The organism is Streptomyces spiramyceticus, from assembly GCF_028807635.1.
GTDB lineage: Bacteria > Actinomycetota > Actinomycetes > Streptomycetales > Streptomycetaceae > Streptomyces > Streptomyces spiramyceticus.
The window spans coordinates 303,912-329,657 of the sequence record NZ_JARBAX010000001.1 but is presented as its reverse complement, the minus strand read 5'-3'; the positions used below and the strand labels follow the sequence as shown (position 1 = coordinate 329,657).

Below are 25,746 nucleotides of genomic sequence, written 5' to 3'. Positions count from 1 at the left end.
TCACTGGCTGGGCAAGGAGACACCCATGCGTGACGCCGTCATCGTCGAAGCGGTACGTACTCCCATCGGCAAGGGCAAGGCCAACGGCGCCCTCAGCCACGTACACCCCGTCGAGCTGCTCGCCCGCGCGCTGCGGGCTCTCGTCGACCGCAGCGGCATCGACCCCGCCCTCGTCGACGACGTCGTCGGCGGCACCGTGGACCAGGTCGGCGAACAGGCCATGAACACCACCCGGTACGCCTGGCTGTCGGCCGGATTCCCCGAGGCCGTGCCCGCCACCACCGTGGACCGGCAGTGCGGCTCCTCCCAGCAGGCCGTGCACTTTGCCGCACAGGGCGTCATGTCCGGTGCGTACGACATGGTCGTGGCCTGCGGCGTCGAGTCGATGAGCCGCGTACCGATGTGGTCGAACGTGCCCGCGGGCGCCGACCCCTTCGGCCCCGGTGTCGCCGCCCGCTATCCGGAGGGGCTCGTCCCGCAGGGCATCAGCGCCGAGCTCATCGCCGCGAAGTGGTCCATCGGCCGGGAGCAGATGGACGAGTTCGCCACCACCTCGCACCGGCGGGCCGCGCGGGCACAGGCCGACGGTCTCTTCGGCGCCGAGATCGCGCCCATCGCCGGGGTGGCAGCCGACGAGTCCGTACGGCCCGCCACCACACCGGAGATACTCGCCGGCCTGAAGCCGTCCTTCGTCGACCCCGTCTTCGCCGAGCGGTTCCCGCAGATCGACTGGTCGGTCACCGCGGGGAACAGCAGCCCCGTCAACGACGGTGCATCGGCCGTACTGATCACGTCCGGCGAGACGGCCACGCGGCTCGGCCTGCGCCCCCTCGCCCGGCTGCACAGCTTCGCCGTCACCGGCTCGGACCCGCTGCTGATGCTCACCGGCGTGCTGCCCGCCACCGAGAAGGTGCTGCAGCGGGCCGGTCTCGGCCTGGACGACATCGATCTCTTCGAGGTCAACGAGGCGTTCGCGAGCGTCGTCCTCGCCTGGCTCCAGGAGACGGGCGCCGACCCGGAGAAGGTGAACGTGCACGGCGGCGCGATCGCGCTGGGGCACCCGCTGGGGGCCAGCGGCACGCGGCTGATGACCACGCTCGTCCACGCGATGCGCGCACGCGGAGCGCGCTACGGCTTGCAGACCATGTGCGAGGCGGGCGGACTCGCGAACGCCACTGTGCTGGAAGCCCTCTGACTGCTGGATCGTCGATCGATTGGATTATCGAAGGATCGATTCGATCGATGGATCGATCCGCCGGATCAACGGCCGCGCAGGCGGTGGCGCTTTCGCCAGGCGACCACCGCCCCGCCCAGCGCGGGCAGCGCGATGCACGCCATCGAGATCAGGAAGGCGGGGGACGTCGGGGACGAAGCGCTGCTGCCCGCGACGACGTACGCCGCCGTGTTCGGGATCGAACCGAGCCCCGTCGCCAGCAGGAACGGCAGCCACCCCATGCGCGAGACCGCCGCACAGTAATTGGCCGCCGCGAACGGCACACCGGGGAACAGCCGGATCGCCAGCATCGTGCGGAATCCGTGCCGGCTCAGCTGGCCGTCCGCCGCCAGCAGCGCCCGCCCGCGCAGCAGCGGCCGCAGCGCGTCCTGGCCGAGCACGCGGCCGAGCCCGAATGCGATTCCGGCACCAAGTACCGTTCCCGCGACGGCCGATGCGAGCCCGGCCTGAGAACCGAACAGGGCGCCCGCCGCCAGATTGAGAAGCGGCCGCGGCACGAACGCTGCGGTGCACAGCCCGTACGCGACCCCGAACAGCACGACGGCCGCGCCGCCGCTCACCTGCGGCGGCCAGCCCGCGCCGATCAGCCGCTGCGGTTCGAGGACCAACATCGTCGTCGCGGCCGAGGCCAGCACCACCACGAGCAGCGAGAGCCGCGACCACGGGGAGAGCAGCAGCTTGGTGCAGCGGAGAGTGAAACCGGCGGGCGGGACGGCGGGAGGGACAGCGGGCGGGGGGAGTGCGGGCGGGGCCGCGGGCTCGGCGGCGGGCTGGAGCATCCGGGGAGAGTAACCGAGAAAGGTATGTGATCGCCGTAATGTGCACCGCATGACCTTGGGAGTCCCGCCCAGCGAACTCGCCGACACCGTGCTGGAGCGGCTCACCACCGTGTACCCGGCCGCCGCCGACGCGACGCGCGCCGCGCAGGCCGCGGCGTACATGAAGGGCATCGCACCGTTCCTCGGCATCCCCACGCCCGAGCGCCGGGTCCTCTCCCGTACGGTCCTCAGCGGCCTCCCGCGTCCCGACGAGGCGGACTGCACGGCGATCGCGCTGAGGGCGTGGGACCTGCGTGAGCGCGAGTACCACTACTTCGCCGTCGACTATCTGCGCCGCCACGTCGCGCGCTGCTCGTCCGGCTTCCTGCCCGTCGTACGGCATCTTGTCGTCACCACTCCCTGGTGGGACACCGTCGACACGCTCGCCGCGCATGTCGTCGGCCCGATGGTCGCCGCCGATCCCGAGCTGAAGGCCGTCATGGACGCGTGGATCGAGGACGCGAACCTCTGGGTCGCACGCACGGCGCTGCTCCACCAGCTCCGCTACAAGGAAGCGACCGACGCGGAGCGGCTGTTCGGCTACTGCCTGCGCCAGTCCCGCCACGCCGACTTCTTCATCCGCAAAGCCATCGGCTGGAGCCTGCGCGAGTACGCCAAGACCGATCCGGCGGCGGTACGCGACTTCGTCGAGGGATCAAGGGACCGGCTCGCGCCGCTGTCGGTGCGCGAGGCACTCAAGAACCTCTGACCTCCCTGCTGAACTCCCGTACCAGGGGCGCGAAAACCATTCGACGCGGCCCCGCCCGTCAGCCATGATCAGCGCTATGTCCAGGTACGCCTTCCTCGCAGCGCGGTCCGCAGTCGCGGACGCGCCGAAGGCTGCCGCGTTCCGGGCATTCCCCGCAGCGGCCGCAGTCGCAGTCGCAACCGCGCTCGCAACCGCACTGGCACCGGCATTCGCCGCTGCCGCAGCGCCCTTCGGCGGCGCCCGAAGCTGACCCTTCCCGGATCGTCCGGCGGACCCCACAGGGGGAGGGTCGGCAAGGCCCAGGGGTCCCCATCACGCTTCGAGCTTCCGAGGAAGATCACCATGCCCAAGACGGCATACGTGCGCACCAAGCCGCACCTGAACATCGGCACCATGGGCCACGTCGACCACGGCAAGACCACCCTGACCGCCGCCATCACCAAGGTCCTGAGCGAGCGCGGGGCGGGCACTTTCGTGCCGTTCGACCGCATCGACCGGGCCCCCGAGGAGGCGCAGCGCGGCATCACCATCAACATCGCGCACGTCGAGTACGAGACCGACACCAGGCACTACGCCCACGTCGACATGCCCGGCCACGCCGACTACGTCAAGAACATGGTCACCGGAGCCGCGCAGCTCGACGGGGCGATCCTCGTCGTGTCCGCGCTCGACGGGATCATGCCGCAGACCGCCGAACACGTCCTGCTCGCCCGCCAGGTCGGTGTCGACCACATCGTCGTCGCCCTCAACAAGGCCGACGCCGTCGACGACGGCGAGGACGCTGTGCTGACCGACCTGGTCGAGCTGGAGGTACGCGAACTGCTCTCCGCGCACGGTTACGGCGGCGACGCCGTGCCGGTCGTACGGGTCTCCGGGCTGAAGGCCCTGGAGGGAGACCCGCGCTGGGCGGCGGCGATCGAGGCACTGCTGGACGCGGTGGACACGTACGTACCGATTCCGGAGCGGTACACGGACGCGCCGTTCCTCATGCCCGTCGAGAACGTGCTGACCATCACCGGGCGCGGCACGGTCGTCACCGGCGCCGTCGAGCGCGGCACCATCAGGGTCGGCGACCGGGTGGAGGTCCTGGGCGCGACTGTGACATGGAAAGCGGGCGAGACGGTCGTCACCGGCCTGGAAACCTTCGGGAAGCCGATGGAGTCCGCCGAGGCCGGGGACAACGTCGCGCTGCTGCTGCGCGGCATGCCGCGCGACGCGGTGCGCCGGGGCCACGTGGTGGCCGCCCCCGGCAGCGTCACGCCCAGTCGGCGCTTCACCGCGCAGGTGTACGTCCTGTCGGCGCGGGAGGGCGGTCGCACGACACCGGTCGCGACGGGCTACCGGCCGCAGTTCTACATCCGCACTGCGGACGTCGTGGGCGACATCGACCTCGGCGAGACGCCGGTAGCGCGCCCCGGCGACACGGTCACCCTGACCGTAGAGCTGGGCCGCGCGGTGCCCCTGGAGCCCGGCCTGGGCTTCGCAATCCGAGAGGGCGGCCGCACGGTCGGCGCCGGAACGGTGACGGGGCTGGTCGCCTGACGCGCTGACCGTGCCGATCGCCCGACAGTGGTGGCCCGGCTGATCGCCCGACCCGGCCCGACGCGACCCGATCCGGCCCGACGCGTCGCGCGAGCGCACGGGCGCTCGCCGACGCGTCGGCCTGGCCGGGCTCTGACGGGAGGCCGGACAGGGCGGACGTCCTGACGCGTCGCATGAGGGCGGGGCGGGGCGGATCGGGCAGGGCACGTGCTTGGGTCGGGGCCTGATGCGTGCCGTGCTTCGGGCGCGGCCCGGGTGGCGGTGCCTAGGTGTGTGTTGGGGGGTAGCACTTGGCTGTCCTGAGCAACCCCGGGGAGGCGGGCGTTCGGGGGTGCGGCACACTCTTCGCATGACGGATACGGCACTGGTACTGGGCGGCGGCGGGCTTACCGGAGCCGGGTGGGAAGCGGGCGTACTGCATGGGCTCGCCGAGGGCGGCACGGATCTGAGCGACGCGGACCTTGTCGTGGGCTCCTCCGCGGGGTCGATCATTGGCGCGCAGCTCACCTCCGGGCTGCTGACCCTCGCCGAGCTGTACGAGCGCCAGCTCCGCGACCCCGCGGGCGAGGTTCCCGCACGCATCGGCAGCGCCACGTTCCTGCGCTACGCGCGGGCGGTGCTGTCCTCCCGTACCCCCGAGTCGTGCGGACAGAAACTGGGGCGCATGGCGCTCGAAGCGGACACCATGGACGGGGACGAGGCCGCGCGGCGCAAGGTGATCGCGGGGCGTCTTGTGTCCCACGACTGGCCGGAAAGGGCCCTGGTCGTCACCGCCGTCGACGCCCTCACCGGCGCACTCCGCCCCTTCGACCGGGACAGCGGTGTCCCGGTCGTGGACGCGGTGGGCGCCAGTTGTGCCGTACCGGGGGTCTGGCCGGCCGTCACCATAGAGGGCCGCAAATGGATCGACGGCGCCCTGCACTCCTCGGCCAACGCCCACCTCGCAGCCGGATATCGACGCGTCGTCATCATCGCCCCGAACGCCTGGGGCACCAAGGCCATCGCCTCACCGCGCACCCAGGCGGCAGCGCTCGCCGCCGCGGGCGCGCGCGTCGAGGTGATCACGCCGGACGCCGCCGCCAGGAAGGCGTTCGGCCGCAACACCCTCGACCCCACCCGCCGCGCACCGGCAGCCCGCGCGGGCTACGCCCAGGCGGCCGCGCACGCCCGGGCGGTCGCCGCGGTCTGGTCCGGGTGACCCGGCGGCGCACAATGGTGGGGTGGACGAGCCGATACCCGTGATCCGGGACGTGGACTGGGGCACCGCCAAGCTGATGCCCGATGTGGACCGGCCGAGGGCGTGGCTGCTCACGGTCGACGGTGCGCCCCAGTCGTACGTCGACCTGGACGAGCCCACCTACCTGGAGTTCGAGTACGCCCGGCGGCTCGCCCACGTCGTCGACTGCGCGGCCGACGAGGGCGCGGCCATCGACGTGGTGCACCTCGGCGGCGGAGGGCTCTCACTGCCCCGCTACACGGCGGCGACCAGGCCGGGCTCGCGCCAGGACGTCATCGAGGCCGACCGGGGCCTGCTGGCACTGGTCACCGAACATCTGCCGCTCGCGGACGGAGCGGGGATACGGGTGCACGGCGCCGACGCGCGCCAGTGGCTCGAAAGCGCCGCGCCCGACTCGGCCGACGTACTGATCGCCGACGTCTTCGGCGGCTCCCGCGTGCCCGCGCACCTCACATCCGTCGAGTACGCACGCGAAGCCGAACGCGTCCTGCGTCCCGACGGGATCTACGCCGCCAACCTCGCCGACGGTGCGCCGTTCGCCTTCCTCCGCTCCCAACTGGCCAACCTCTCGGCCGCATTCGAAGAGATAGCGCTGATCGCCGAGCCGGGCGTACTGCGCGGCCGCCGCTTCGGCAACGCGGTGCTGCTCGCCTCGCACGAGCCACTGCCCACGGCCGCTCTGGCCCGCCGCACCGCCGCGGACGTCTTCCCCGCGCGCGTGGAGCATGGGCCTTCGCTGGAGCGCTTCATCGCCGCCGCCGACGTCGTACGGGACGAGGACGCGGTGGAGTCACCCGAGCCGCCCGGCGGCGCCTTCAGCATCGGCTGACGAGGCTGACGAGGCCGGCGCGACCGCCTTCGCCACCTCGTGCGTACGCCGCGTCAGATTCCGTACGTCGGGCACGAACAGCACCGCGGCCGTGACGACGACCACCAGCGCCGCGCATCCCCACAGCGCCTCGTGCCGCCCGAAGAGGCTCTCCACGGGGCCCGCGACCGCGGTGGCCAGCGGCAGCATCGCCACCGAACCGAACCAGTCGTACGCCGACACCCGCGAGAACTTCTCCTCCGGGATCTCCTGGTGCAGCGTGGTCATCCACGACACGCCGAACACCTCGATCGCGATGCCGCTGAAGAACATCACCGCCGCGAGCGCAGCCACCGGCAGCGGTACGGCGAGCGCCGCCGAGGGCAGCGCGAGCGGGAAGACGCACAGCGTTCCGGCGAGCAGCAGGCGCCGGGGCTTCCACCGCATCATCAGCAGCGCGCCGCCGAGCGTGCCGACACCGAACGCGGCCAGTGCCAGGCCCCAGGGCGCCGCGCCGCCCAGTTCGTCGCGGGCGACCAACGGCCCGTACACCGCCTCGGCAGCTCCGACGACGGCGACGACCACCGAGAACTGCGCCACGATGCTCCACAGCCACGGCCGGCCGACGAACTCCTGCCAGCCTTCGCGCAGATCGGACAGCATCCCGCCGCCCGGCTCGCGCGGCGCGATGTGGCTCACGTCGAGGAAGGCGCGCAGCGCGCCGGCCACCGCGAAAGCCGCGGCGTCGACGGCGAGCACCCAGCCGGGACCGAACGCGGCGATCAGCGCACCGCCGAGCGCTGCGCCGCCGATGCCGGCGCCGTGCATGGCCATCCGGAAGAGGGCGAAGGCACGGTTGGCCTGCTCGCCGCTGACGCTGGAGAGCAGCATGCCCTCGGCCGCCGGGTTGAAGAACGCCTGGCCGGTGCCGCACAGGGCGGTGAGCAGCATCATCTGCCACAGCTGGGGGTCGCCGGCCAGGACCAGGACGGCGAAAGCCCCCTGGGACACGCAGTTGAGGGCGTTGGCGGCGACCATCACCCGGTGCCTCGGTACCCGGTCGGCCACCGCGCCGCCTATGAGGAGGAACAGGACGAGGGGCAGAGTGCGGGCCGCGGCCACTAGGCCCACGTCACTGCCGTCGCCGCCCGCCTGGAGAACCGCGAACGCCGCCGCGATCAACGCACCATGGGTACCCAGGTTCGTCACGATCGCGGCGGCGGTCAGCAGTGTGTAGTTGCGGCCGGCCCACTCGGGGCGGCGGCTGATGCGGCGAGGGGCGGCGGCAGGAGATGTCACTTCCGGACTATCGCTGTCATTGCCCCGCGTTGCCAAACCGATTGAGCGACAGATTTGCTCAGAATCCGGCCAGCCGACGGCCGGTCAGTCGGCCGGCCGGGCGGCCGTGTCAGTCGGACAGGCGGACGGTGCCGAGGATCTGGCGGATCGTCGTCTCCGGCAGTTCGCCCTTGACGCCCTTTGCCGTGTGCAGGCTCCAGACGGCGAAGTCGCCGTCCGCGTTCTTGAATGCGAAGGCGATCGCCTTGCCGTCACTGTCGCAGGTGTTCTTCTTGCTGACGCCCGTGACGGTCGCGGTGGACACGCTGCCCTTGAGTCCGGACGTGGAGGTGAACGGCACGGCCTTGGAGATCTTGAACTTGCCGGTCTCGTTCTGGTCGTACGCGGCGAAGACCCAATTGCCGGCCACATTCTCGGCCTCGGTGCCCCCGTTACTGGCGCCGTTCGCGCCCCGGGTCCCGGCTGCGCCGAGCCTGTACTCGTCCTTGCGGCCGTCGACGACGGCGGTGCACCACTTGCTCTTGAAATACGCCGGCGACGACATCCCGATGAGAAGCTCGTCCGGTTTCTTGGAATTCTCGTAGCTGATGGTCAGGCCGGGCTTCTGCACTTCCCACTCCGGCGGTACGTCGAAGCGGCTCCCGTGATTCGGGTTGGTCACGACCTTCCAGCCGGGAATCGTCGGCTTGGCCTCCTCGGTCGAGCCGCCGCGCGGATTCTCGGCGGGCGAGGCGGGAGCTGAGGGCTTCTCCGATGTGGCGGTGGCGGAGGGCGAGGACTTCGCCTTCTTGTCCGCCTCGGTGGAGCCTCCTTCGTCGTCCTTGCCCATGACCACTACGCCGGTGATCACGGCGGCCGCGACGACGGCGGTGGCCGCGACGATCGCGACGATCGTGGTCTTCTTCCGGTTGCCGCCCGGCGGCCCGGGCGTGCCCGGCGGCATCGGAACGGCGTACTGCGGCACGGTCGGCTGCTGGTACGGATTCGGCTGCTGATATCCCGGCTGCTGGTACCCGGGCTGCTGATATCCGGACGGCCGGCCCGGCTGCTGGTAACCCGGCTGCTGGTATCCCGGCTGTTGATACGGGTTCTGGTTAGGGTCCTGCGGGTTCTGCTCGCCCCCGGGCGGCTGCTGTCCTTGCCACATGGCGAGTAACCATAGAGGCGCGGCATCACGGGTGCCACGTCCGCCCCCCGAGGGGATGGTCAAGCCTGCCTACTCATGGGTAACATCGAGCCCCATGAGCGCAGATCAGATGTCCGTCGGCGAGATGCTCGTCGCCACGGTTCCCATGGCCCGTACCCTCAACCTCGAGTTCCTGGAGACCACCCCGGAGCGTGCCGTTGTGCGCCTCCCGGATCAGGCCGACTACCACAATCACGTGGGCGGACCGCACGCCGGCGCGATGTTCACCCTCGCCGAGTCGGCGAGCGGCGCGATCGTCATCGCCGCCTTCGGGGACCAGCTGTCGCGAGCCGTGCCGCTCGCCGTCAGTGCAGAGATCGGCTACAAGAAGCTCGCCATGGGTGTGGTGACGGCTACCGCGACGCTCGGCCGTCCGGTGGCGGACGTCGTCGCGGAGCTGGACGCCGGGCAGCGTCCCGAGTTCCCGGTGGTCATCTCGATCACGCGTGAGGACGGTGCGGTGACGGGCGAGATGACCGTCGTCTGGACGCTCCGGCCCAACAGCTGACGTCCGTAGTTGCTTTGAAGGCAGCCGGGCCGCCCCCTGTTCGGAGGGGCGGTCCGGCTGTTTCTTGTTCAACTTATTGACTCTTCGAAGGGCTGGTCCTAGCTTCGTCGGGCACTTTCATTGGCACGTGTAATCAGCTCATGCAGCCAGCCATCTCCTCAGCAAGGGCAAGGGAGAACATGATGAGCAAAGGCCGGATGCGCCGCGCCGTGCTGTTGGTCGCCGCCTGGGCGACCTGCGGCGCGGCAGTCCTGGCGCCCGTTCCCGCGCAGGCGGCGGACAACACGGACAACACGCTCGTACGGACGGACGCGGGCTGGGTGCGCGGGACGGCCACCGGCGACGGCCGTCAGTTCCTCGGCGTCCCGTACGCCGAGCCGCCGGTCGGCGATCTGCGCTGGAAGGCGCCCCGCCGGGCCTCGGCCTGGCAGGGAGTCAGGGACGCCACCGAGTTCGGGAACCGCTGCGTACAGACGGCCAGTTGGGACCCCGGATACGAGCAGCCCAGCCACACCGAGGACTGCCTCGACCTGAATGTCTACACTCCCGACCGGCAGCGGAGGGGGCTGCCGGTCATGGTGTGGCTGCACGGCGGCGCACTCGTCGCGGGCGGCGGCGAGGACATCGTCCCCGACTCCTTCGCCACCGCGACCGAGACTGTCGTCGTGACCGTCAACTACCGCCTCGGCGCGATGGGGTTCCTCGCGACGGCCGGTCTCGACGACGAGGCGAAGGACGGCGTGTCCGGGAACTACGGCATGCTCGACCAGCAGGCCGCGCTGCGCTGGGTGCGGGCCAATGCGGGCCGGTTCGGCGGCGACCCGGCGCGCGTCACCATCGCGGGCGAGTCGGCGGGCGGCCGCTCCGTCTGCACCCAGCTCGCCTCGCCGCCCGCTCGCGGCCTCTTCGGCGCAGCGATCATCCAGAGCGGCGCGTACGAAGACTGTGCCGCCAGGACCCGCGAGCAGGCGGCTCGGCAGGGGGCGGACTTCGCGGCCCGTCTCGGCTGTACGGACGCCCGTACGGCCGCCGGCTGCCTGCGGCGGAAGCCCGCGAGGGAGGTACTTGAGGCACAGGCGGGATTCGACTGGGCGCCCGTGGCCGGGGGCTCCTTCCTGCCGGTCCAGCCCGCCACGGCGTACGCGACGGGCCGCTCCGCGCGCGTGCCCGTACTGAACGGCGCCAACAGCGACGAAGGGACGTTGTTCGCCTTCGGCCAGTTCGACGGACGCGGCGAGCCACTGACGGCCGCCCAGTACCCCGCCGCGCTCACCAGGGCGTACGGTCCCGAACTGGGCGCCAAGGTCCTGGCCCGCTATCCGCTGCGCGACCACGCGTCCCCGACCCTCGCGTACGGCGCGGCGATGGGCGACCGGCTCTTCGCCTGCCCCGCCCTGCGCATGGACGGGGCGCTCGCCCGGCGCGGGCCGGTGTACGCGTACGAATTCGCCGACCGTACGTCGCCGCCCTTCGCCTCGCTGCGCGACCTGGACACCGACTTCGACTTCGGGGCGACTCACGTCAATGAGGTGCAGTACCTCTTCCGGCACTTCGGCCTCGACAGCCCGCTCAACGCGGAGCAGCGGGTGCTCGCGCGGCAGATGACGCAGTACTGGGGCTCCTTCATCCACGACGGCGTGCCGCGCGCGACGGGCGGCCCGGACATGCCCGACCAGCGGCGCGACCCGGGGCACGTGCTCTCCCTGAAAACCGCGTCGGCGGGCGGCAACACCATCAGTACGACGGTGGGCCGCGAGCACCGGTGCGACCTCTGGGACGCCGCCGCCACGGCGTGACCAGGTAGGCTGCCCGCCGTGTGCCACGGGGGCGCACGGCGGGCAGGGCAGCCGCATCTTCTCGACGACAGGAACCGGCGTTGCACATCACGGAGTGGCTCGAGACCATCCCGGCCGTCAGCATTTACCTCCTGGTGGGGATCGTCATCGGGCTGGAGAGTCTGGGTATTCCGCTGCCGGGCGAGATCGTCCTCGTCAGCTCGGCGCTCCTCGCCTCCCAGCACGGCGACATCGACCCGTACGTCCTGGGCGCATGCGCCACGGCGGGCGCCATCATCGGCGACTCGATCGGCTACGCGATCGGGCGCAAGGGCGGCAGGCCGCTGCTGGCGAAGCTCGGCCGCAAGTTCCCCAAGCACTTCAGCGAAGCCAATATCGCGATGGCGGAGCGGTCCTTCGAGAAGTGGGGCATGTGGGCGGTCTTCTTCGGCCGCTTCGTGGCGCTGCTCCGGATCTTCGCGGGTCCGCTTGCGGGCGTACTGCGCATGCCGTACTGGAAGTTCCTGATCGCCAATGTCTTCGGCGGCATCCTGTGGGCGGGCGGCACCACCGCCGTCATCTACTCGGTGGGCGTCGTCGCCGAGGCGTGGCTCAAGCGCTTCTCGTGGCTGGGCCTGGTGCTCGCGGTGCTGATCGGCCTCACGTCCATGCTGGTTCTCAAGAACCGTGCGAAGAAGGCTGCGGAGCAGTCGGAGGCGCGGGCGGAGGCGGAAGCCCGGGCGGGCGCAGGCGCCGAGGCAGAGGCCGGGGACCAGCCGGCGGCCGCCGTGCCGGAGAAGATCTCGGCGACGGCCGACTGACGGACGCCTCCTGCGCCTACTCCGCGTGTGCCTCGCGGTGGCCCTTGGCCAGCTCCAGGTACATCGCGGCGTTCAGCTTGATGCCCTCGCGCTCCTCGTCGGTCAGCTCCCGCTTCACCTTGGCGGGTACGCCGGCGACGAGTGAGCCCGGGGGCACTCGCATGCCCTGGGGTACGAGCGCCTGTGCCGCGATCAGCGAACCGGCGCCGATGTGCGCCCCGTTGAGGACCGTGGCGCCCATGCCGACCAGCACGTCGTCCTCGACGGTGCAGCCGTGCAGGACGGCGTTGTGGCCCACCGAGACACGGTCACCGACGGTGACGGGGAAGCCGGGGTCGACGTGGACCGTGCAGTTGTCCTGGATATTGCTGTCGGCGCCGAGAACGATCGGCCCGCAGTCGGCGCGCAGCACGGTGTGGTACCAGACGCTGGCGCCGGCGCTCAGCGTGACATCCCCGATCACGACGGAGGTCGGCGCGGCGAATGCCGCCGGGTCGATCTTCGGGTCCTTGCCGCCCACGCCGCTGATCAACGCCTGCTCTGCCATCACGTGCTCCTCAGTGCCTCGGACTGTCGCGCAAGGGGAACCGTAAGCGACGGGTGGGGTGAACATCACAGCAGGCCGCCCTGATCATCTCGGGCGGGGCCGACTACCGTATGCGAGTGCCGAAGAACAGAAACACGTTCTCATCGCCGTCTGCGCTGACCGTCTGGCGCCGCCGCCTGGTGACCCGCGCCGTGCAGGGCGGGTGGCGCTGGGTCCAGCAGGCCGGAGCGGTGAGCGCCGAGCGCCCGGGCCGCCTGCGCTTCGGATCGATCGGCGCCGGTACGAAGCTCGCCTTCCCGCAGGGGACCGTCTTCGGCGAGCCGTGGATCCACCTCGGCGACCACTGCATCATCGGCGAACAGGTCACTCTGACCGCCGGGATGATGCCCGGCCTCGACCTCGGCCCGGACCCCATTCTGCGGCTCGGCAACGGTGTGGTCCTCGGCCGCGGCAGCCACGTCATCGCCGACACGACGGTGACCATCGGGGACGACTGCTACTTCGGCCCGTACGTCTATGTGACGTCCACGAACCACAGTTACGACGATCCCGGCATCCCCGTCGGCAAGCAGTGGCCGCGCATGGAGCCGGTGGAGATCGGCCCGGGGTGCTGGATCGGCACGGGAGCCGTGATACTCCCCGGCGCCCGTCTCGGCCGTAACGTCGTCGTCGCGGCAGGCGCGGTCGTACGCGGTGAAGTGCCCGACCACGCGGTGGTGGCCGGGGCGCCCGCCCGGGTCGTACGGAGCTGGGACGCGGTGGAGGGCTGGCAGCCGCCGCTGCGGACGCCCGCGCCCGTACCGATTCCGGAGGGTGTCACTCCGGAGCAGCTGAGGTATCTGGCCGAGCTGGAGACCGAAGCCGCGGAGTGAGCGGGCCCCGTCAGCCCGCCGCGAGCAGCGCCGTACCGACCAGCGCGAGGCCCGCGCCCGCCGCTTGTACGCCGCGCAGCCGCTCCTTGAGGATGAGCAGGGCCGCCAAGGCCGTGATCACCGGGTAGAGGTTGGCCAGTACGGCCGCTACGGTCACCGGGCCGTTCTGCGCGGCGATGGAGTACGTGCCGTTCGCCGCGACGTCGGCGAGGCCGACGAACGCCAGGGCGGGCAGCGCAGCCCAGATCACGCGCATCCCGCCGTCCTCCGGCAGGGCCTTCGCGCCGCGCTTCACCGATACGTACAGCGCCCCGCCGCCGACGACCACATTGGTCACGCGCTGGACGAAGAGCGCGAGGAAGAGCCCGGTGAGGGTCGTGGAGGCTTCCGAGATCAGGGCCAGCACCGCACCGAAGCCGACCGCGGCGATCAGCGTGAGTACGATCGCCTGCCGCTGCACCGGCGCCCCGCGCAGCTGAGGACCGCTGGCCATCAGCACTCCGGCCACGGCCACCGCGATCCCGGCGAACTGAAGCAGCCCGGGGCGCTCGCCGAGGACCAGGCCGACCGTGACCGGCACGGCGACGCCCAGCGAACCGAGCGGGGAGACCACGCCCATCGGGCCGAGCGCCAGGGCCTTGTAGAAGCTGAGCATCGCGACGGGCCCGACCGCGCCGGCCGCCACCGCGAACCACAGCTCCGGCCCCGCCTCGCTCCAGCCGCCGGTCGCGACGACGATCGCGCCGAGGACCACGACCGCGATCGCCTGCGACACGACGACGACGGTGAGGGCGGGCGTACGTCGTGTGAGCAACCCGCCGCCGAAGTCGGCCAGCCCCCAGAGCAGGCTGGTGGCCAGGGCGAAGAGTGCGGTCATGACGGTGCCTCGCAGTACAGTGTGGTGAACGGTTTGGTACACCAGACCGTAGTGCATTTCATTGCACTCTGTCATTCAAAATATTGGACGGAATGTGTCGGACCTCGACCAGCTCACGCAGTCGCTCGCCCGCAACCTCAAGCGCTGGCGGGGCGAGCGGGGATTCACGCTGGACGCTCTGGCCGCCCGCGCGGGCGTCAGCCGCGGCATGATCATCCAGATCGAGCAGGCGCGTACGAACCCGAGCGTCGGCACCACGGTGAAGCTCGCCGACGCGCTCGGCGTCAGCATCACCACGCTCCTCGACTACGAGCAGGGGAAGCAGGTCAGGCTCGTACCGCCGGAGCAGGCGGTCCGCATGTGGTCCACGGAGGCCGGCAGCTACACCACGCTGCTCGTCGGCACGGAGACGCGCGGCCCGCTCGAACTGTGGGCCTGGCGGCTGATGCCGGGCGACGTGAGCTCTTCCGACGCGCACCCGGACGGCACGACCGAGCTGCTCCATGTCACCGCGGGCGAGCTCACCCTCGTGGTCGACGGCGCGTCGCACTCCGTGCCGGCGGGCAGCTCGGCGACATTCGAGGCGAACGTCCCGCACGCGTATCGCAACGACGGGTCGGAGACGGTCGAGATGACGATGGCGGTATCCATCCCGCCGGTGCGCTGAGACGGCCAAACCGGCCTGCGGGGGCACCTGTTAGCGTGCGCGTATGCGCGCTCCACTCGGAAACTTCGACGATGCCAGGCCCGCCCCCGACTGCCTCGACCTGCTCACCGCGCCCGTCGCGGACGCCGTGCGCGGATGGAGCCACGACGTACCCGCCGAGCAGCTGATCTACGTCGACACCGACCCCGAGATCGCCGACACGGCGGCCTTCGTCGAGCATTACGGCCGCGAGCTCCTCGACGCGTCGGCGAACTGTGTGGTCGTCGCGGGCAAGAGGGGAGGAGAAACCTCCCTGGCCGCCTGCCTGGTCCTCTCCCGTACGCGCGTCGACGTCAACGGCGCGGTCCGCAAGCAACTCGGCGCACGCAAGGCGTCGTTCGCGCCGATGGACACGGCTGTCGGCGAGACGGGCATGGAGTACGGCGGCATCACGCCGATCGGGCTGCCGGCCGGCTGGCCGCTGCTGGTGGACTCCGCCGTCGTCGACGCCGAATGGGTACTGATCGGCAGCGGCCGCCGCCGGGGCAAGCTCATCGTGCCGGGCAAGGTGTTCGGGGGACTGCTGGGTGCGGTGATGATCGACGGGCTGGGCGTCTGACGTGCATCCGACGTGCATCTGACGTGCGTCAGCGCAGCCGGGGGATCTCGATTGCGGGGCAGCGGTCCATGACCATGTCGAGGCCGGCCGCGCGCGTGCGGTCGTACGCCTTGTCGTCGATCACGCCGAGCTGGAACCAGACGGCCTTGGCGCCGATTGCGGCGGCCTCGTCGGCGACGGGGCCCGCGAGGCGACTGTTCACGAAGACGTCCACGACGTCGACGTCGAACGGGATGGCATCGAGCGACGGATAGCCCTGCTCGCCGTGCACCGTCTCGGCCCTGGGGTGCACGGGGATGATCCGCTTGCCGTAACGCTGCAGTACGTCTGCTACGCCGTACGCTGCGCGGCTCCTGTTGGAGGAGAGGCCTACGACGGCCCAGGTGTCGCCGAGCTCGGTGAGGATCTTGCGGATGGTGGCGGGGTCGCCATGCATGTACGGCCTCCAGCGTGTCGGTGGGCCATATAACGCATGGCCGGGGGCGGCGGATTCCCGTGGGGGAGGGGTGCGGGTGCGTGTGCGGGCCTTGTGCAGTGCGGGTTGCCTGCGGCGCTTCCCCTCCCCGCCCCTTCCCGGCTGTGACATTTTGCGGCTGCCGCCGCGTGGGGGCTCCACCCCAGACCCCGGTCCCAGAAGAAGACCCCGCACCGCAGCAGTACATTCGCGTACGGTCGCGCCTCCCCCGTCCGTACCACCAACCGCGCCCCACCACACCGCACCTTGGTTGAGGATGCCGGCCTTCTTCACAGGGCGGAGACCTCCTCCGCCGTGGGGAAGGACTCCTGCGCACCCGCCCTGGTGACGGCCGCAGCCCCCACCCGCACGGCGTACGCTGCCGCCGCCGCGAGGTCCTGGCCCAGGCCGAGCCGCCAGGCCAGGGCGGCCGTGAATGCGTCACCGGCCCCGGTCGTGTCCACGGCCTCGACCTTCGGGCTCGGTACCCGCACAAGCGCGTCCGTACGGCCGTCGGCGACCAGCGCGCCCGCCGCACCCAGTGTGACGACCACCGATCGCGGACCGAGGGCGAGCAGTCCCCGCGCCCAGTCCTCAGGAGCATCGCCGGCCGAATCCCCGAGGATGAACCGGGCCTCGTGCTCGTTCAGTACCAACGGATCGCAGGCCGCGAGCACTTCCGACGGCAGCGGCGCCGGCGGCGAGGGGTTCAGTACGAAGCGGGTGCCGGCCGGCAGCGTGCGCACCACCTCCGCGACCGTGTCCAGGGGGACCTCCAGCTGAGCCGAGACGACCCTGGCCGGCGCGAGCAGGCTCCCGGCGGCACGGATGTCGTCGGGGGTCAGCCGGGCGTTGGCGCCGGGGGAGACCACGATGCTGTTGTCGCCCGACGGGTCCACGGTGATGAGCGCAACTCCGGTCGGCGCCCCGCCGACGAGTACGCCGGCGGTGTCCACCCCGGCCGCGCGCTGCGCCTCCAGGAGCAGCTGCCCGTGGGCGTCGTCGCCGACCCGGGCGAGCAGGGCCGTACTGGCGCCAAGACGCGCGGCGGCGGCCGCCTGGTTGGCTCCCTTGCCGCCGGGGTGGACGGTCAGATCGGAGCCGAGCACGGTCTCGCCGGGCGCGGGGCGTCGCTCGACGCCGATCACCAGGTCGGCATTGGCCGACCCTACGACCAGCAGGTCGTAGCTGTGCATCCCTGTTTCCTACTTTCGGTACTCAGACGAAGTCGGGTGAAGTCAGGAGAAGTCGGAGACATTCTTCATCTTGATGAGGGTGCTCTTGCCAGCCCCGTTCTCACCGAGCAGGACGTGCACCTCGCCGCGGCGGAGAGCGAAGTCGACGGCGTCGAGCGCGACGACGCCGGGGAACGTCTTGCGGATGCCTTCGATGCGCAGCAACTCGTCGGGGCCGCTCACACGTTGCTCCTCTGGTTCGAAGCGTCCTCGCCGCAGGGACTGCGTACGACGAGACGGGCAGGAAGGGTGACGGACTGCGGGGGCCGGCCCTCGATGACGTCCACCAGCGACCGTACGGCGGCCCGGCCGAGTTCGCCGGTCGGCTGGGCGATCGCCGGGATCGGCGGATGGGTGTGCACGAACCACGGGATGTCGTCGAAGGCGGCGAGCGGGATGTCCCGCGGAACGCGCAGGCCCCGGGCCGGGATCGCGTCCAGGTCGGGCCGCTCGTCGGCGTTTCCCACGGATGGCAAGCCCTTCGCGAGGGAGCGAGACCGGATCCTGCACGAAGAATTTTTTAATCCAGGCTTCATCGATGCGCGGTTGTTCAAGGTTTGACGGCTGTGTATCGTCTGGTGACTTGAAGTTTCAAGCAATGCCAGGAACGAGCATCCGACACAGGAGAGAGCCCCCGTATGACTCCCCCCACCAGTACCCTCGGCGCCCCCGTAACCGCCGGGACCGACCGCCCCATCCCCTCACTTCACGGCTACGACGCCGGTCTCCTCATACTCCGTATCGCCCTCGGCCTGACCATGGCCGCGCACGGTTCGCAGAAGCTCTTCGGCTGGTTCGGCGGCGGCGGTATCGAAGGCACAGGGATGTTCTTCACCGCGAGCGGCTACCCGGCGGGCGAGGTGATGGCTGCCGTCGCAGGCCTCACCGAGACCCTCGGCGGCCTCGGGCTCGTCATCGGCCTGCTCACCCCGCTGGCAGGCGCGGCCATCGTCGGCACCATGGTCAACGCCCTCGCCATGCACTGGAGCGGCGGCTTCTTCGCCCCCAAGGGCGTCGAGTACGTACTGCTCCTCACGGCCGCATCGGCCGCCCTCGCGCTCACCGGCCCCGGCCGGTACGCCGTCGACCGCTTCCTGCCCGGCCTGCGCACCCACCGTCTCGCGTACGGAGTCGCCGCCGTGGCGCTCGGCCTGGTGCTCGCGGCCGTCGTCCTGCTGCTCAAGAAGTAACAGGCAGCAAGGCGCCCGACGCGTCCCTTCCGGCCGCCGCATAGGGTGGGCCGAATGCAGGAGCAGTACCGGACCGTCGCCCACGCGGGCGTGCACGAAGCCGAGATCAACAGGTCGCGCTTCCTCTGCGCGCTCGCGCCCGCAGCCACCGAACGCGAGGCGCAGGACTTCATCGCGCGCATCCGCAAGGAACACCCGACGGCCACCCACAACTGCTTCGCGTACGTCATCGGCGCGGACGCCTCCGTGCAGAAGGCGAGCGACGACGGCGAGCCGGGCGGCACGGCCGGTGTACCGATGCTCCAGATGCTGATGCGCCGCGAGGTGCGGTACACCGTCGCCGTCGTCACCCGCTACTACGGCGGCGTGAAGCTCGGCGCGGGCGGTCTGATCAGGGCGTACGGCGGCGTGGTCGGCGAAGCCCTGGACGAGATCGGCACGATCACCAGGCAGCGCTTCCGGCTCGCCACGGTCACCGTCGACCACCAGAGGGCCGGAAAGCTGGAGAACGACCTGCGGGCGACCGGGCGGGCGGTGCGCGAGGTGCGGTACGCCGAGGCGGTCACGATCGAGGTCGGCCTGCCGGAGGCGGACGTCGAACCCTTCCGTGCCTGGCTCGCCGACGCGACGGCGGGCACGGCGGGGTTCGAGGTGGGCGGAGAGGCGTACGGCGACGCCTGAGCCACTCGCGAACGCTGGGCCACCACTCAGGAACGCCGGGCCACCGCTCAGGAATGCCGGGCCACCGCTCAGGAATGCCGGGCCACCGCTCAGGATTGCCGGGCCATCGCTCAGGAATGCAGGGTCGCCTCGCCCGTGACACGGATGCCGGTGCGCTGGCCGGGCTGTACGCCGGTGAATCCGGCGACCCGGATTTCCACCGGAGTCGCAAGACCGTCGACGTCGACGGTGACCATGGCGTCGTGACCGTAGAAACTGACCTCGGTCACCGTGCCCTGAACCGCCGTTGCTGTATCGGTGAGTTGCAGTTGCTCGGGCCGCAACAGAACAGTTCCGTCGCCGGCGTCCCGGGCGGCCGGACCGAGGGGCAGCCGGCCCAGCGCTGTGGTGGCAGTGCCGTCGTCGGCGCTGCCGGGCAGAAGGACGACGTCGCCGACGAAACGGGCCACCCAGGGGTCGGCGGGGTGCCGGTAGACCTCCTGGGGCGTGTCGCACTGGGCGACTTTGCCGTCCCGTACGACTGCGACGAGGTCGGCTGTGGAGAGGGCCTCCTGCTGGTCGTGGGTGACCAGCAGGGCGGTGGCGCCGGTGGCGCGCAGGGCGGCGCGGACATCCGCCCGTACGCCGGCGCGCAGGGCGCTGTCGAGGGCATTGAACGGCTCGTCGAGCAGGACCACCGCGGGTTCCGGTGCCAGGGCCCGGGCGAGTGCGATGCGCTGCTGCTGGCCGCCGGAGAGCTCGTGCGGCATCCGGTTGCCGTAGCCGCCGAGGCCGACCAGTTCCAGCATCTCCTCGGTACGCCTGCGGCGTGCGGCGCGGTCGAGCCCCGACAGGCCGAAGGCGGTGTTGCGGGCCACGCTCAAGTGCGGGAAGAGCGCGCCCTCCTGCGGGACGATGCCGACGCGGCGGCTCTCCGGCGGCAGATGCGTACCGGGCGCGGCGAGGGTGCGTCCGCCGACCGTGACGGTGCCCGCGTCGGCGCGCAGGAAGCCCGCGATGATGCGCAGCAGGGTGGTCTTTCCGCAGCCGGACGGGCCCAGCACGGCCGCGAACGCGCCGCTGGGGACAGTGAGATCGAGCCCGTCGAGTACGGCTGCCTGGTCCGGGCGACCTCGGCCGTACGCCTTGGACACTCCGGCGATCTGCAGATCGGTCATGTGCGGTGCCTCCCGAGGAGGTAGGAGGGAACGGCGGCCAGCAGGATCAGGGTCGCGGCGTACGGGGCGGCGGCGGCGAACGATCCGGTGCCGGTTTCGGTCCACAGACGGGTGGCCAGGGTGTCCATGCCGGTGGGGCGCAGCAGGAGGGTGGCGGGCAGTTCCTTCATGCACACCACGAAGGTCAGAGCGGCCCCCGCCGCGACGCCCGGAGCGGCGAGCGGCACGGTGACGTCACGCAGGACCCGCAGCGGGGTGCGGCCCAGGGAGTGGGCGACGTCCTCCAGTACGGGCGGGGCCTGGAGAACGGCCGCTCGGGTGGCCGCCACCGCGACCGGCAGGAAGAGCACGGCGTACGCGCAGACCAGCAACGGCAGTTCCTGGTACAGCGGGTTGGCGTAGCGGACCGCGAAGAAGACCAGCGCGAGGGCGACGGTGATGCCCGGCAGGGCGTGGCCCGCGTAGGCGGACTGCTCCAGCAGGTGCGCGAGCCGGCCCCGGTGGCGGGCGGCGATCACCCCGACGGGCAGGGCGAGCGCGGTGGTGAGCGCGGCGCCCGCGGCGGCGACCGCGAGTGTCGTACCGGCGATGTCGAGGAGCCGCACGGGGTCCCAGGTCGCGGAGTTGCCCACGGCGAGCCAGTACCCGAGGGTGGCCAGCGGAGTGACGACCGCGACCGCCGTGACCGCCGCGCACCAGGCCAGCGCCGGCCCCCGCCAGAGGCCCAGCGGCGCTGGGGCGGCGGGGCGCGCAGTGCCGGTGCCGGTCCTGGCGTGCCCGGCGCGGCCGCGCGTACGCGCCTCGGCGGCGACCAAAGCCACCGTCATCACCACCAGGACGATGCTCAGCGCGGCGGCCGGGGTGCGGTCGAAACTGGCTCGGTAGGACGTGTAGATGCCCCGGGTGAAGGTGTCGTAGCGCATCAGGGACACCGCGCCGAAGTCGGAGAGCACGTACAGCGCGACGAGCACCGCGCCCCCGGCGGCCGCGGGGCGCACCTGCGGGAGTGTGACGCGCAGGAAGGTCCGCAGCGGCCCGAGGCCGAGCGAGCGGGCCACTTCCTCCTGAGCCGGGTCGGTGCCGCGCAGTGCGGCGGTCACCGGCAGGTAGACGTACGGGAAGCTCACCAGGGTCAGTGCGAGTGCGGCGCCGGTGAAGCCCGCGAGTCCGGGGAACGCGGACAGCCAGGCGAAGGCCGCGACATAGCTGGGCACGGCCAGCGGCAGGGTCACCAGGACCGACCAGGCTCTGGCGCCGGGCAGCGCGGTCCGTACCGTCAGCCAGGCCAGGGAAACTCCCAGCACCAGGCAGGCCGTTACGACGACGGCGGCGAGTCCCAGGCTGCGGCCCAGCAGCAGAGCGGTGCGCTCGTTGGCGACGACCTCCCAGGCGAATCCGGGGCCGCGCTCCAGCGAGCGGACCGCGAGGTAGCCCAGCGGCAGCAGCGCGAACGCCGCGGCGACGGCGGCGGGGACCACCAGGGCGGCCGGCGGCCTGGTGGTCCCGGCACCCTTCGCGGCACGCGGCAGACCGGCCGACGCGGGAGGACCGGCCGGGCCGGGAGGGCCGACCGGCCCCGGAGGACCGGCCGGCCCGGTGGCGGGACCCGTTCGTACGACGGGTTCCTTCGCAGGCATGACGGCTCAGACCATCCCGACGTCCTGCAGCATCTTCAGGGTCTCCTGAAGCGATTCGAGCTTGCCGAGGTCGATCTTGGGGGCGTCGAGGGACTCCAGCGGCGGCAGGTCCTTGACCTTGCTGGTGACACCGGCGGCCAGCGGGTACTCCTTGGTGTCGTCGGCGAAGTAGGTCTGCGCCTTCTTCGAGAGCAGGAAGTCGACGGCCTTCTGCGCCACAGGGGTCTGGTCGCTGCCCTTGAGGATGCCGACTCCGGCCGCGTTGACGAGCGCACCGGGGTCGCCGCCCGGCAAGAAGTGGATCTTCGCGCCGACTTCGTCCTCGCCCTTCTCGGCGACCTGCTCGTACCAGTAGTAGTGGTTGACCAGGCCGAGGGAGACCTCGCCCTTGCCGACGCCCTCCAGCACCTTCAGGTTGTTCTCGTAGACCTTCGGGTCGTTGGCCTTGAGCCCCTTCAGCCAGCTGCGGGTGGCCTCGTCGCCCTCAAGGACGCGCATGCCGGTGACGAACGCCTGGAAGGAGGCGTTGGTCGGGACGTAACCGACCTTGCCCTTCCACTCCGGCTTGGTCAGCTCGTGCACGCTGTCCGGCACCTTGGTGACCTTGCCGGGGTTGTACGCGAGGACGCGCACGCGACCGGAGGTTCCCACCCAGTCGCCCTCGCTGCCGCGGAACGCCTTGTCGACCTTGTCCAGTGACGACTTGGGCAGCTTCTTCAGGCGGCCCTGCGTGGAGAGGGCCCCGAGGGCTCCGGCGTCCTGCGAGAAGAACAGCCCCGCGTTGGTCTTGTCGCTCTCTTCCAGGATCTGGGCGGCCAGTTCGGCGCTGTCGCCGTAGCGGACGGCGATGTCGGTGCCGACAGCCTTCTCCAGCTCGTCCAGCAGTGGCTCGACCAGATTCTCGTTGCGGCCGGAGTAGATGACGAGCCCGGCGTCTTCCTCGTCGTTGCCGCAGCTCGCGAGAGCGGGCAGGAGCAGGGCTGCCGAGACGAGCGCGGTCAGACGTCGGGACAAGGGGCGTCGCATGTGGATGCCTTCCTGCATGGCTCACTTCCGCCGCCGCGCGTCGCGTCGTCCAGGAGCGAGCGGCGTAGCGGTGCCGCGGAGGAACCTTCGAACGCCCTATGAATAAGGTAAAGCTAACCTAAACGTCAAGAGTGACGCACACAACATTTCAGCAGTGTCGACCAGGCGGCGGAGCCGACCCTACTGGTGTCGATTCTGTGGATCTTCAATGGGTCGGCTGTGACGTCCCTGTGACTATCCAACAAGGTAAGCCTTTCCTAAGATGCAGGCGTGATACCCGCTCCCGGCCTGCTCAAAGGCGCCAAGACCGTCCCCTTCGCCGCAGGCCTCGCGGCTCACGGCGACCGCACCGCGGTCATCACCGCCGACGGCCCGGTGACCTACCGCGAACTCGCCGCACGGGTGGAGCAGACCGCACGCCGCCTCGGCCGGGAACGGCGCCTCATCCTGCTCGTCGGCGCCAACACGACCGACGCCCTCGTGGTCCACCTCGCCGCGCTGGCCGCCGGACACCCCGTCCTCCTGGTGCCCGGAGACCACGCCGAAGCCGTGCGTTCGCTGATCGACGAGTACGACCCGGACGTCGTGGCACGCCCGGACGGCGGCGCATGGGTGCTCGACGAACGACGCGAGATCTCCGCACACACCCTGCACCCGGACCTCGCGCTACTCCTCAGCACCTCCGGTTCGACGGGCTCGCCCAAACTCGTCCGGCTCTCGCACGAGAACCTGCAGGCCAACGCCGAGTCCATAGCCGAATACCTGGGCATCCGGGACACCGACCGCGCGGCGACGACCCTGCCCCTTCACTACTGCTACGGCCTCTCCGTCGTCCACAGCCATCTCCTGCGCGGCGCCGGCGTGATCCTCACCGACCTGTCGGTCGCCGACTCCTGCTTCTGGGAGCTGTTCAGGACCGGCCGCGGTTCGACCCTCGCCGGCGTCCCGTACACCTTCGACCTGCTCGACCGGGTCGGCTTCGCCGCGATGGAGCTCCCTCATCTGCGCTACGTCACGCAGGCGGGCGGCAGGCTGGCGCCCGACCGGGTGGCCCGGTACGCGGCCCTCGGCCGGGCCGCCGGCTGGGACCTGTTCGTCATGTACGGCCAGACCGAGGCGACGGCCCGCATGGCCTACTTGCCACCGGATCTCGCGGCAACCCGACCCGAGGCCGCCGGTGTCGCCATCCCCGGCGGTTCCTTCCGGCTCCAGCCGCACCAGGACTGGCCCGGAGAGGACACCGGGGAGCTGGTGTACGCGGGACCCAACGTCATGCTGGGCTATGCCGAGAGCCCCGAAGACCTCCGGCTCGGTCGGACCGTCGACGAGCTGCACACCGGGGACATCGCCCGCCGGAGCCCCGACGGTCTGTACGAAGTGATCGGGCGGCGCAGCCGGTTCGCGAAGATCCTCGGACTGCGGATCGACCCGCAGCAGGTGGAGGCGATGCTCGGCAAGCGCGGCATCACCTCCTGCTGCACCGGTGACGACGACGCGCTGTCGGTGGCCGTCGCAGGCGATCCGGACACCACCGACGCCGCTCTCGTACGGCGCCTGGTCACCGGCGAGTGCGGCCTGCCACCCCGCGCCGTACACGTCCGTGTCCTGCCCGAACTGCCCAGGCTCGCCACCGGAAAGCCGGACTACCGGGCCGTACGCGAACTGACCCGGCCCGACCCCGAAGCCCCGGCCGTCGCGGCGGAGTCCGCACAGGCCGACCTGTGCCGGCTGTACGCACAGATCCTCGACCGGGACCACGTCACCGAGGACAGCAGCTTCGTCGGCCTGGGCGGCGACTCACTGTCGTACGTCGAGATGTCACTGCGCCTCGAAGAGGTACTCGGCCGTCTGCCCGACAACTGGCACACGCTCCCGATCCGCGAACTCAGGAAGCCGCCGGGGCAGCAGGCCGGGGACCGGCCGAACACCCGGCGCCGCACCCGCACCCTGGAGACCGGGGTCGCCCTGCGCGCCGTCGCCATCGTGCTGATCGTCGGCTCGCACATCCACCTCTTCACGATCAAGGGCGGAGCCCACGTACTGCTGGGAGTCGCCGGTTACAACTTCGCGCGCTTCCACCTGACTTCGGCCGACCGCCGCGAACGCCTGCGAAACCTCGGCCGGAGCATCACCCGGATCGCCGTGCCGAGCATGGCCTGGCTCGCCCTGATCACGCTCGTCACCGACGACTACGGGCTCACCACGGTCCTGCTGCTCACCAGCCTCGTCGGACCGAACGACGGCTTCTGGTTCATCGAGGCCCTCGTCTACATGCTGGTCGTCGTGGCCGCCGTGCTCGCCGTCCCCCGATTGGACCGCACCGAGCGACGCTTCCCCTTCGCCTTCCCGGCCGTCCTGACAGCTCTCGGGCTCATCGGGCGCTACGACGTCTTCGGTCTCGACGCCCGGGGGCACGTTCCGCTTGTGGCCGGCCTCTTCTGGCTGTTCGCCATGGGCTGGGCCGCCGCGAAGGCGACCACCGTGCGGCAGCGGCTGCTGGTGACCGCTGTGGCCCTGGTCACCGTTCCGGGCTTGTTCGGGCAGCCCGCCCGTGAGGCGGTCATCATGGCCGGTTTCGCGCTGCTGGTGTGGGTGCCGAAGCTGCCGAGCCTCGCCTCCGTCAACCGCGTGGCGGGCGTACTCGCGGGCAGCTCGCTCTACATCTATGTGACGCACTGGCAGGTCTTCCCGCGCCTGGAGGACCAGTTCGCGGTGCTGGCACTGGTCGCCTCACTCGCCGTGGGCATCGCGTACGCCGCACTGGCGACCCGCATGATGCGGTGGCGGCCGTCCCTGCGCGGACGGCGGACGGTCACCTGGCGTCGGGCGAGAGTGGAAAACTGAGGTCAGTGGTGGATCCGGTACCGG

The 25,746-nt window shown here is 71.1% G+C and carries 25 protein-coding genes and 3 pseudogenes; 15 read left to right on the top strand and 13 right to left on the bottom strand.

Annotated features, from left to right (window positions below; all coding sequences use genetic code 11):
* Nucleotides 1-25: 25 nt before the first annotated feature.
* Nucleotides 26-1,195, top strand: coding sequence for a thiolase family protein (locus PXH83_RS01335; protein WP_274555683.1), 1,170 nt, complete (start codon nucleotides 26-28; stop codon nucleotides 1,193-1,195).
* A gap of 65 nt (nucleotides 1,196-1,260) precedes the next feature.
* Here the strand turns inward: PXH83_RS01335 and PXH83_RS01330 are convergent, their stop codons facing one another.
* Nucleotides 1,261-2,013 carry a TVP38/TMEM64 family protein gene (locus tag PXH83_RS01330; RefSeq protein WP_274555681.1) on the bottom strand — a complete coding sequence of 251 codons (753 nt, stop codon included), beginning with the start codon at nucleotides 2,011-2,013 and terminating at the stop codon, nucleotides 1,261-1,263.
* Between the two features lie 49 nt (nucleotides 2,014-2,062).
* Here PXH83_RS01330 and PXH83_RS01325 point away from each other — a divergent pair, with 49 nt between their 5' ends.
* The 5 genes from PXH83_RS01325 to PXH83_RS01305 all read left to right on the top strand — a co-directional run bounded on the left by PXH83_RS01325 (nucleotide 2,063) and on the right by PXH83_RS01305 (nucleotide 6,369).
* Nucleotides 2,063-2,761 carry a DNA alkylation repair protein gene (locus PXH83_RS01325; protein WP_274555679.1) on the top strand — a complete coding sequence of 233 codons (699 nt, stop codon included), beginning with the start codon at nucleotides 2,063-2,065 and terminating at the stop codon, nucleotides 2,759-2,761.
* A 76-nt stretch (nucleotides 2,762-2,837) separates the two neighbouring features.
* On the top strand, nucleotides 2,838-3,011 hold the full coding sequence (locus PXH83_RS01320) for a hypothetical protein (protein WP_274555676.1): 174 nt from the start codon (nucleotides 2,838-2,840) through the stop codon (nucleotides 3,009-3,011).
* 92 nt (nucleotides 3,012-3,103) lie between these two features.
* Complete coding sequence (gene tuf, locus PXH83_RS01315; RefSeq protein WP_274555674.1) at nucleotides 3,104-4,303, top strand: elongation factor Tu; 1,200 nt, start codon at nucleotides 3,104-3,106, stop codon at nucleotides 4,301-4,303.
* A 349-nt stretch (nucleotides 4,304-4,652) separates the two neighbouring features.
* Nucleotides 4,653-5,501, top strand: a complete 849-nt coding sequence (locus tag PXH83_RS01310; RefSeq protein ID WP_274555671.1) for a patatin-like phospholipase family protein — start codon at nucleotides 4,653-4,655, stop codon at nucleotides 5,499-5,501.
* Nucleotides 5,502-5,523: 22 nt separating this feature from the next.
* Nucleotides 5,524-6,369, top strand: a complete 846-nt coding sequence (locus PXH83_RS01305; RefSeq protein ID WP_274555669.1) for a spermidine synthase — start codon at nucleotides 5,524-5,526, stop codon at nucleotides 6,367-6,369.
* Here the strand turns inward: PXH83_RS01305 and PXH83_RS01300 are convergent.
* Together PXH83_RS01300 and PXH83_RS01295 are read right to left on the bottom strand one after the other, a co-directional pair.
* Nucleotides 6,331-7,647, bottom strand: coding sequence for an MFS transporter (locus PXH83_RS01300; protein WP_274555667.1), 1,317 nt, complete (start codon nucleotides 7,645-7,647; stop codon nucleotides 6,331-6,333). The genes PXH83_RS01305 and PXH83_RS01300 overlap by 39 nt on opposite strands.
* Before the next feature lie 109 nt (nucleotides 7,648-7,756).
* Entirely contained in the window at nucleotides 7,757-8,794 is a 1,038-nt protein-coding gene (locus PXH83_RS01295) for a DUF8017 domain-containing protein (RefSeq protein ID WP_274555666.1), read from the bottom strand.
* Between the two features lie 109 nt (nucleotides 8,795-8,903).
* Here PXH83_RS01295 and PXH83_RS01290 point away from each other — a divergent pair, with 109 nt between their 5' ends.
* The 3 genes from PXH83_RS01290 (at nucleotide 8,904) to PXH83_RS01280 (ending at nucleotide 11,937) form a co-directional block, all read left to right on the top strand.
* Entirely contained in the window at nucleotides 8,904-9,341 is a 438-nt protein-coding gene (locus PXH83_RS01290) for a DUF4442 domain-containing protein (protein WP_214919882.1), read from the top strand.
* Between the two features lie 182 nt (nucleotides 9,342-9,523).
* Nucleotides 9,524-11,137 (top strand): carboxylesterase/lipase family protein, encoded by a 1,614-nt coding sequence (locus PXH83_RS01285; RefSeq protein ID WP_274555664.1) that lies wholly within the window; start codon nucleotides 9,524-9,526, stop codon nucleotides 11,135-11,137.
* Between the two features lie 80 nt (nucleotides 11,138-11,217).
* Nucleotides 11,218-11,937, top strand: coding sequence for a DedA family protein (locus PXH83_RS01280; protein WP_274555662.1), 720 nt, complete (start codon nucleotides 11,218-11,220; stop codon nucleotides 11,935-11,937).
* Between the two features lie 16 nt (nucleotides 11,938-11,953).
* Here PXH83_RS01280 and PXH83_RS01275 read toward each other — a convergent pair whose 3' ends face one another.
* Nucleotides 11,954-12,484: a gamma carbonic anhydrase family protein gene (locus PXH83_RS01275; RefSeq protein WP_274555660.1), complete on the bottom strand. Its 531-nt coding sequence runs from the start codon at nucleotides 12,482-12,484 to the stop codon at nucleotides 11,954-11,956.
* A 110-nt stretch (nucleotides 12,485-12,594) separates the two neighbouring features.
* On the opposite strand from PXH83_RS01275, the gene PXH83_RS01270 reads away from it, so the two are divergent.
* Entirely contained in the window at nucleotides 12,595-13,356 is a 762-nt protein-coding gene (locus tag PXH83_RS01270; protein WP_274555658.1) for an acyltransferase, read from the top strand.
* 10 nt (nucleotides 13,357-13,366) lie between these two features.
* On the opposite strand, the gene PXH83_RS01265 is transcribed toward PXH83_RS01270, so the two are convergent.
* The gene (locus tag PXH83_RS01265) at nucleotides 13,367-14,233 is read right to left on the bottom strand and encodes a DMT family transporter (RefSeq protein WP_274555656.1); all 867 of its coding nucleotides are present in this window, start codon (nucleotides 14,231-14,233) and stop codon (nucleotides 13,367-13,369) included.
* Between the two features lie 94 nt (nucleotides 14,234-14,327).
* Here PXH83_RS01265 and PXH83_RS01260 point away from each other — a divergent pair, with 94 nt between their 5' ends.
* Nucleotides 14,328-14,900: a helix-turn-helix domain-containing protein gene (locus tag PXH83_RS01260; protein ID WP_274555654.1), complete on the top strand. Its 573-nt coding sequence runs from the start codon at nucleotides 14,328-14,330 to the stop codon at nucleotides 14,898-14,900.
* Between the two features lie 43 nt (nucleotides 14,901-14,943).
* Complete coding sequence (locus PXH83_RS01255; protein ID WP_274555652.1) at nucleotides 14,944-15,498, top strand: YbaK/EbsC family protein; 555 nt, start codon at nucleotides 14,944-14,946, stop codon at nucleotides 15,496-15,498.
* 28 nt (nucleotides 15,499-15,526) lie between these two features.
* Here the strand turns inward: PXH83_RS01255 and PXH83_RS01250 are convergent, their stop codons facing one another.
* The 5 genes and pseudogenes from PXH83_RS01250 to PXH83_RS01230 all read right to left on the bottom strand — a co-directional run.
* Nucleotides 15,527-15,934 (bottom strand): CoA-binding protein, encoded by a 408-nt coding sequence (locus PXH83_RS01250; RefSeq protein ID WP_274555650.1) that lies wholly within the window; start codon nucleotides 15,932-15,934, stop codon nucleotides 15,527-15,529.
* Nucleotides 15,935-16,131: 197 nt separating this feature from the next.
* Nucleotides 16,132-16,215: pseudogene (locus tag PXH83_RS01245) on the bottom strand (RbsD/FucU domain-containing protein); the annotation flags it as partial.
* A 27-nt stretch (nucleotides 16,216-16,242) separates the two neighbouring features.
* Entirely contained in the window at nucleotides 16,243-17,148 is a 906-nt protein-coding gene (locus PXH83_RS01240; protein WP_274555648.1) for a ribokinase, read from the bottom strand.
* Nucleotides 17,149-17,214: 66 nt separating this feature from the next.
* A pseudogene (locus PXH83_RS01235) lies at nucleotides 17,215-17,406 on the bottom strand (ATP-binding cassette domain-containing protein); the annotation flags it as partial.
* Nucleotides 17,367-17,627, bottom strand: a pseudogene (locus PXH83_RS01230) (substrate-binding domain-containing protein); the annotation flags it as partial. The pseudogenes PXH83_RS01235 and PXH83_RS01230, both read right to left, overlap by 40 nt.
* A 198-nt stretch (nucleotides 17,628-17,825) precedes the next feature.
* Here PXH83_RS01230 and PXH83_RS01225 point away from each other — a divergent pair.
* Together PXH83_RS01225 and PXH83_RS01220 are read left to right on the top strand one after the other, a co-directional pair.
* Nucleotides 17,826-18,377, top strand: a complete 552-nt coding sequence (locus PXH83_RS01225) for a DoxX family protein (RefSeq protein ID WP_274555646.1) — start codon at nucleotides 17,826-17,828, stop codon at nucleotides 18,375-18,377.
* 54 nt (nucleotides 18,378-18,431) lie between these two features.
* Entirely contained in the window at nucleotides 18,432-19,058 is a 627-nt protein-coding gene (locus PXH83_RS01220) for a YigZ family protein (RefSeq protein WP_274555643.1), read from the top strand.
* A 110-nt stretch (nucleotides 19,059-19,168) separates the two neighbouring features.
* Here PXH83_RS01220 and PXH83_RS01215 read toward each other — a convergent pair whose 3' ends face one another.
* Genes PXH83_RS01215 through PXH83_RS01205 form a run of 3 tightly spaced genes read right to left on the bottom strand, consistent with a single transcriptional unit; the run spans nucleotide 19,169 to nucleotide 22,878 of the window.
* Entirely contained in the window at nucleotides 19,169-20,215 is a 1,047-nt protein-coding gene (locus PXH83_RS01215) for an ABC transporter ATP-binding protein (RefSeq protein WP_274555641.1), read from the bottom strand.
* Entirely contained in the window at nucleotides 20,212-21,852 is a 1,641-nt protein-coding gene (locus PXH83_RS01210; RefSeq protein ID WP_274555639.1) for an ABC transporter permease, read from the bottom strand. Before PXH83_RS01210 ends, PXH83_RS01215 begins: the two co-directional genes overlap by 4 nt.
* Nucleotides 21,853-21,858: 6 nt before the next feature.
* Entirely contained in the window at nucleotides 21,859-22,878 is a 1,020-nt protein-coding gene (locus PXH83_RS01205) for an iron ABC transporter substrate-binding protein (RefSeq protein WP_274555637.1), read from the bottom strand.
* 270 nt (nucleotides 22,879-23,148) lie between these two features.
* Between PXH83_RS01205 and PXH83_RS01200 the strand changes: the two genes are divergently transcribed.
* A complete protein-coding gene (locus tag PXH83_RS01200; protein ID WP_274555635.1) occupies nucleotides 23,149-25,722 on the top strand; it encodes an AMP-binding protein in 2,574 nt (857 codons plus the stop codon).
* The last annotated feature ends 24 nt before the right edge of the window (nucleotides 25,723-25,746 follow it).

Coding starts and splice junctions, on each gene's coding strand:
- tuf (WP_274555674.1), top strand. CDS start 3,104: ATGCCCAAGACGGCATACGTGCGCACCAAGCCGCACCTGAACATCGGC.
- PXH83_RS01335 (WP_274555683.1), top strand. CDS start 26: ATGCGTGACGCCGTCATCGTCGAAGCGGTACGTACTCCCATCGGCAAG.
- PXH83_RS01275 (WP_274555660.1), bottom strand. CDS start 12,484: ATGGCAGAGCAGGCGTTGATCAGCGGCGTGGGCGGCAAGGACCCGAAG.
- PXH83_RS01205 (WP_274555637.1), bottom strand. CDS start 22,878: ATGCGACGCCCCTTGTCCCGACGTCTGACCGCGCTCGTCTCGGCAGCC.
- PXH83_RS01220 (WP_274555643.1), top strand. CDS start 18,432: ATGCAGGAGCAGTACCGGACCGTCGCCCACGCGGGCGTGCACGAAGCC.
- PXH83_RS01265 (WP_274555656.1), bottom strand. CDS start 14,233: ATGACCGCACTCTTCGCCCTGGCCACCAGCCTGCTCTGGGGGCTGGCC.
- PXH83_RS01255 (WP_274555652.1), top strand. CDS start 14,944: ATGCGCGCTCCACTCGGAAACTTCGACGATGCCAGGCCCGCCCCCGAC.
- PXH83_RS01225 (WP_274555646.1), top strand. CDS start 17,826: ATGACTCCCCCCACCAGTACCCTCGGCGCCCCCGTAACCGCCGGGACC.
- PXH83_RS01295 (WP_274555666.1), bottom strand. CDS start 8,794: ATGTGGCAAGGACAGCAGCCGCCCGGGGGCGAGCAGAACCCGCAGGAC.
- PXH83_RS01325 (WP_274555679.1), top strand. CDS start 2,063: ATGACCTTGGGAGTCCCGCCCAGCGAACTCGCCGACACCGTGCTGGAG.
- PXH83_RS01310 (WP_274555671.1), top strand. CDS start 4,653: ATGACGGATACGGCACTGGTACTGGGCGGCGGCGGGCTTACCGGAGCC.
- PXH83_RS01320 (WP_274555676.1), top strand. CDS start 2,838: ATGTCCAGGTACGCCTTCCTCGCAGCGCGGTCCGCAGTCGCGGACGCG.
- PXH83_RS01290 (WP_214919882.1), top strand. CDS start 8,904: ATGTCCGTCGGCGAGATGCTCGTCGCCACGGTTCCCATGGCCCGTACC.
- PXH83_RS01330 (WP_274555681.1), bottom strand. CDS start 2,013: ATGCTCCAGCCCGCCGCCGAGCCCGCGGCCCCGCCCGCACTCCCCCCG.
- PXH83_RS01215 (WP_274555641.1), bottom strand. CDS start 20,215: ATGACCGATCTGCAGATCGCCGGAGTGTCCAAGGCGTACGGCCGAGGT.
- PXH83_RS01210 (WP_274555639.1), bottom strand. CDS start 21,852: ATGCCTGCGAAGGAACCCGTCGTACGAACGGGTCCCGCCACCGGGCCG.
- PXH83_RS01285 (WP_274555664.1), top strand. CDS start 9,524: ATGAGCAAAGGCCGGATGCGCCGCGCCGTGCTGTTGGTCGCCGCCTGG.
- PXH83_RS01270 (WP_274555658.1), top strand. CDS start 12,595: ATGCGAGTGCCGAAGAACAGAAACACGTTCTCATCGCCGTCTGCGCTG.
- PXH83_RS01240 (WP_274555648.1), bottom strand. CDS start 17,148: ATGCACAGCTACGACCTGCTGGTCGTAGGGTCGGCCAATGCCGACCTG.
- PXH83_RS01250 (WP_274555650.1), bottom strand. CDS start 15,934: ATGCATGGCGACCCCGCCACCATCCGCAAGATCCTCACCGAGCTCGGC.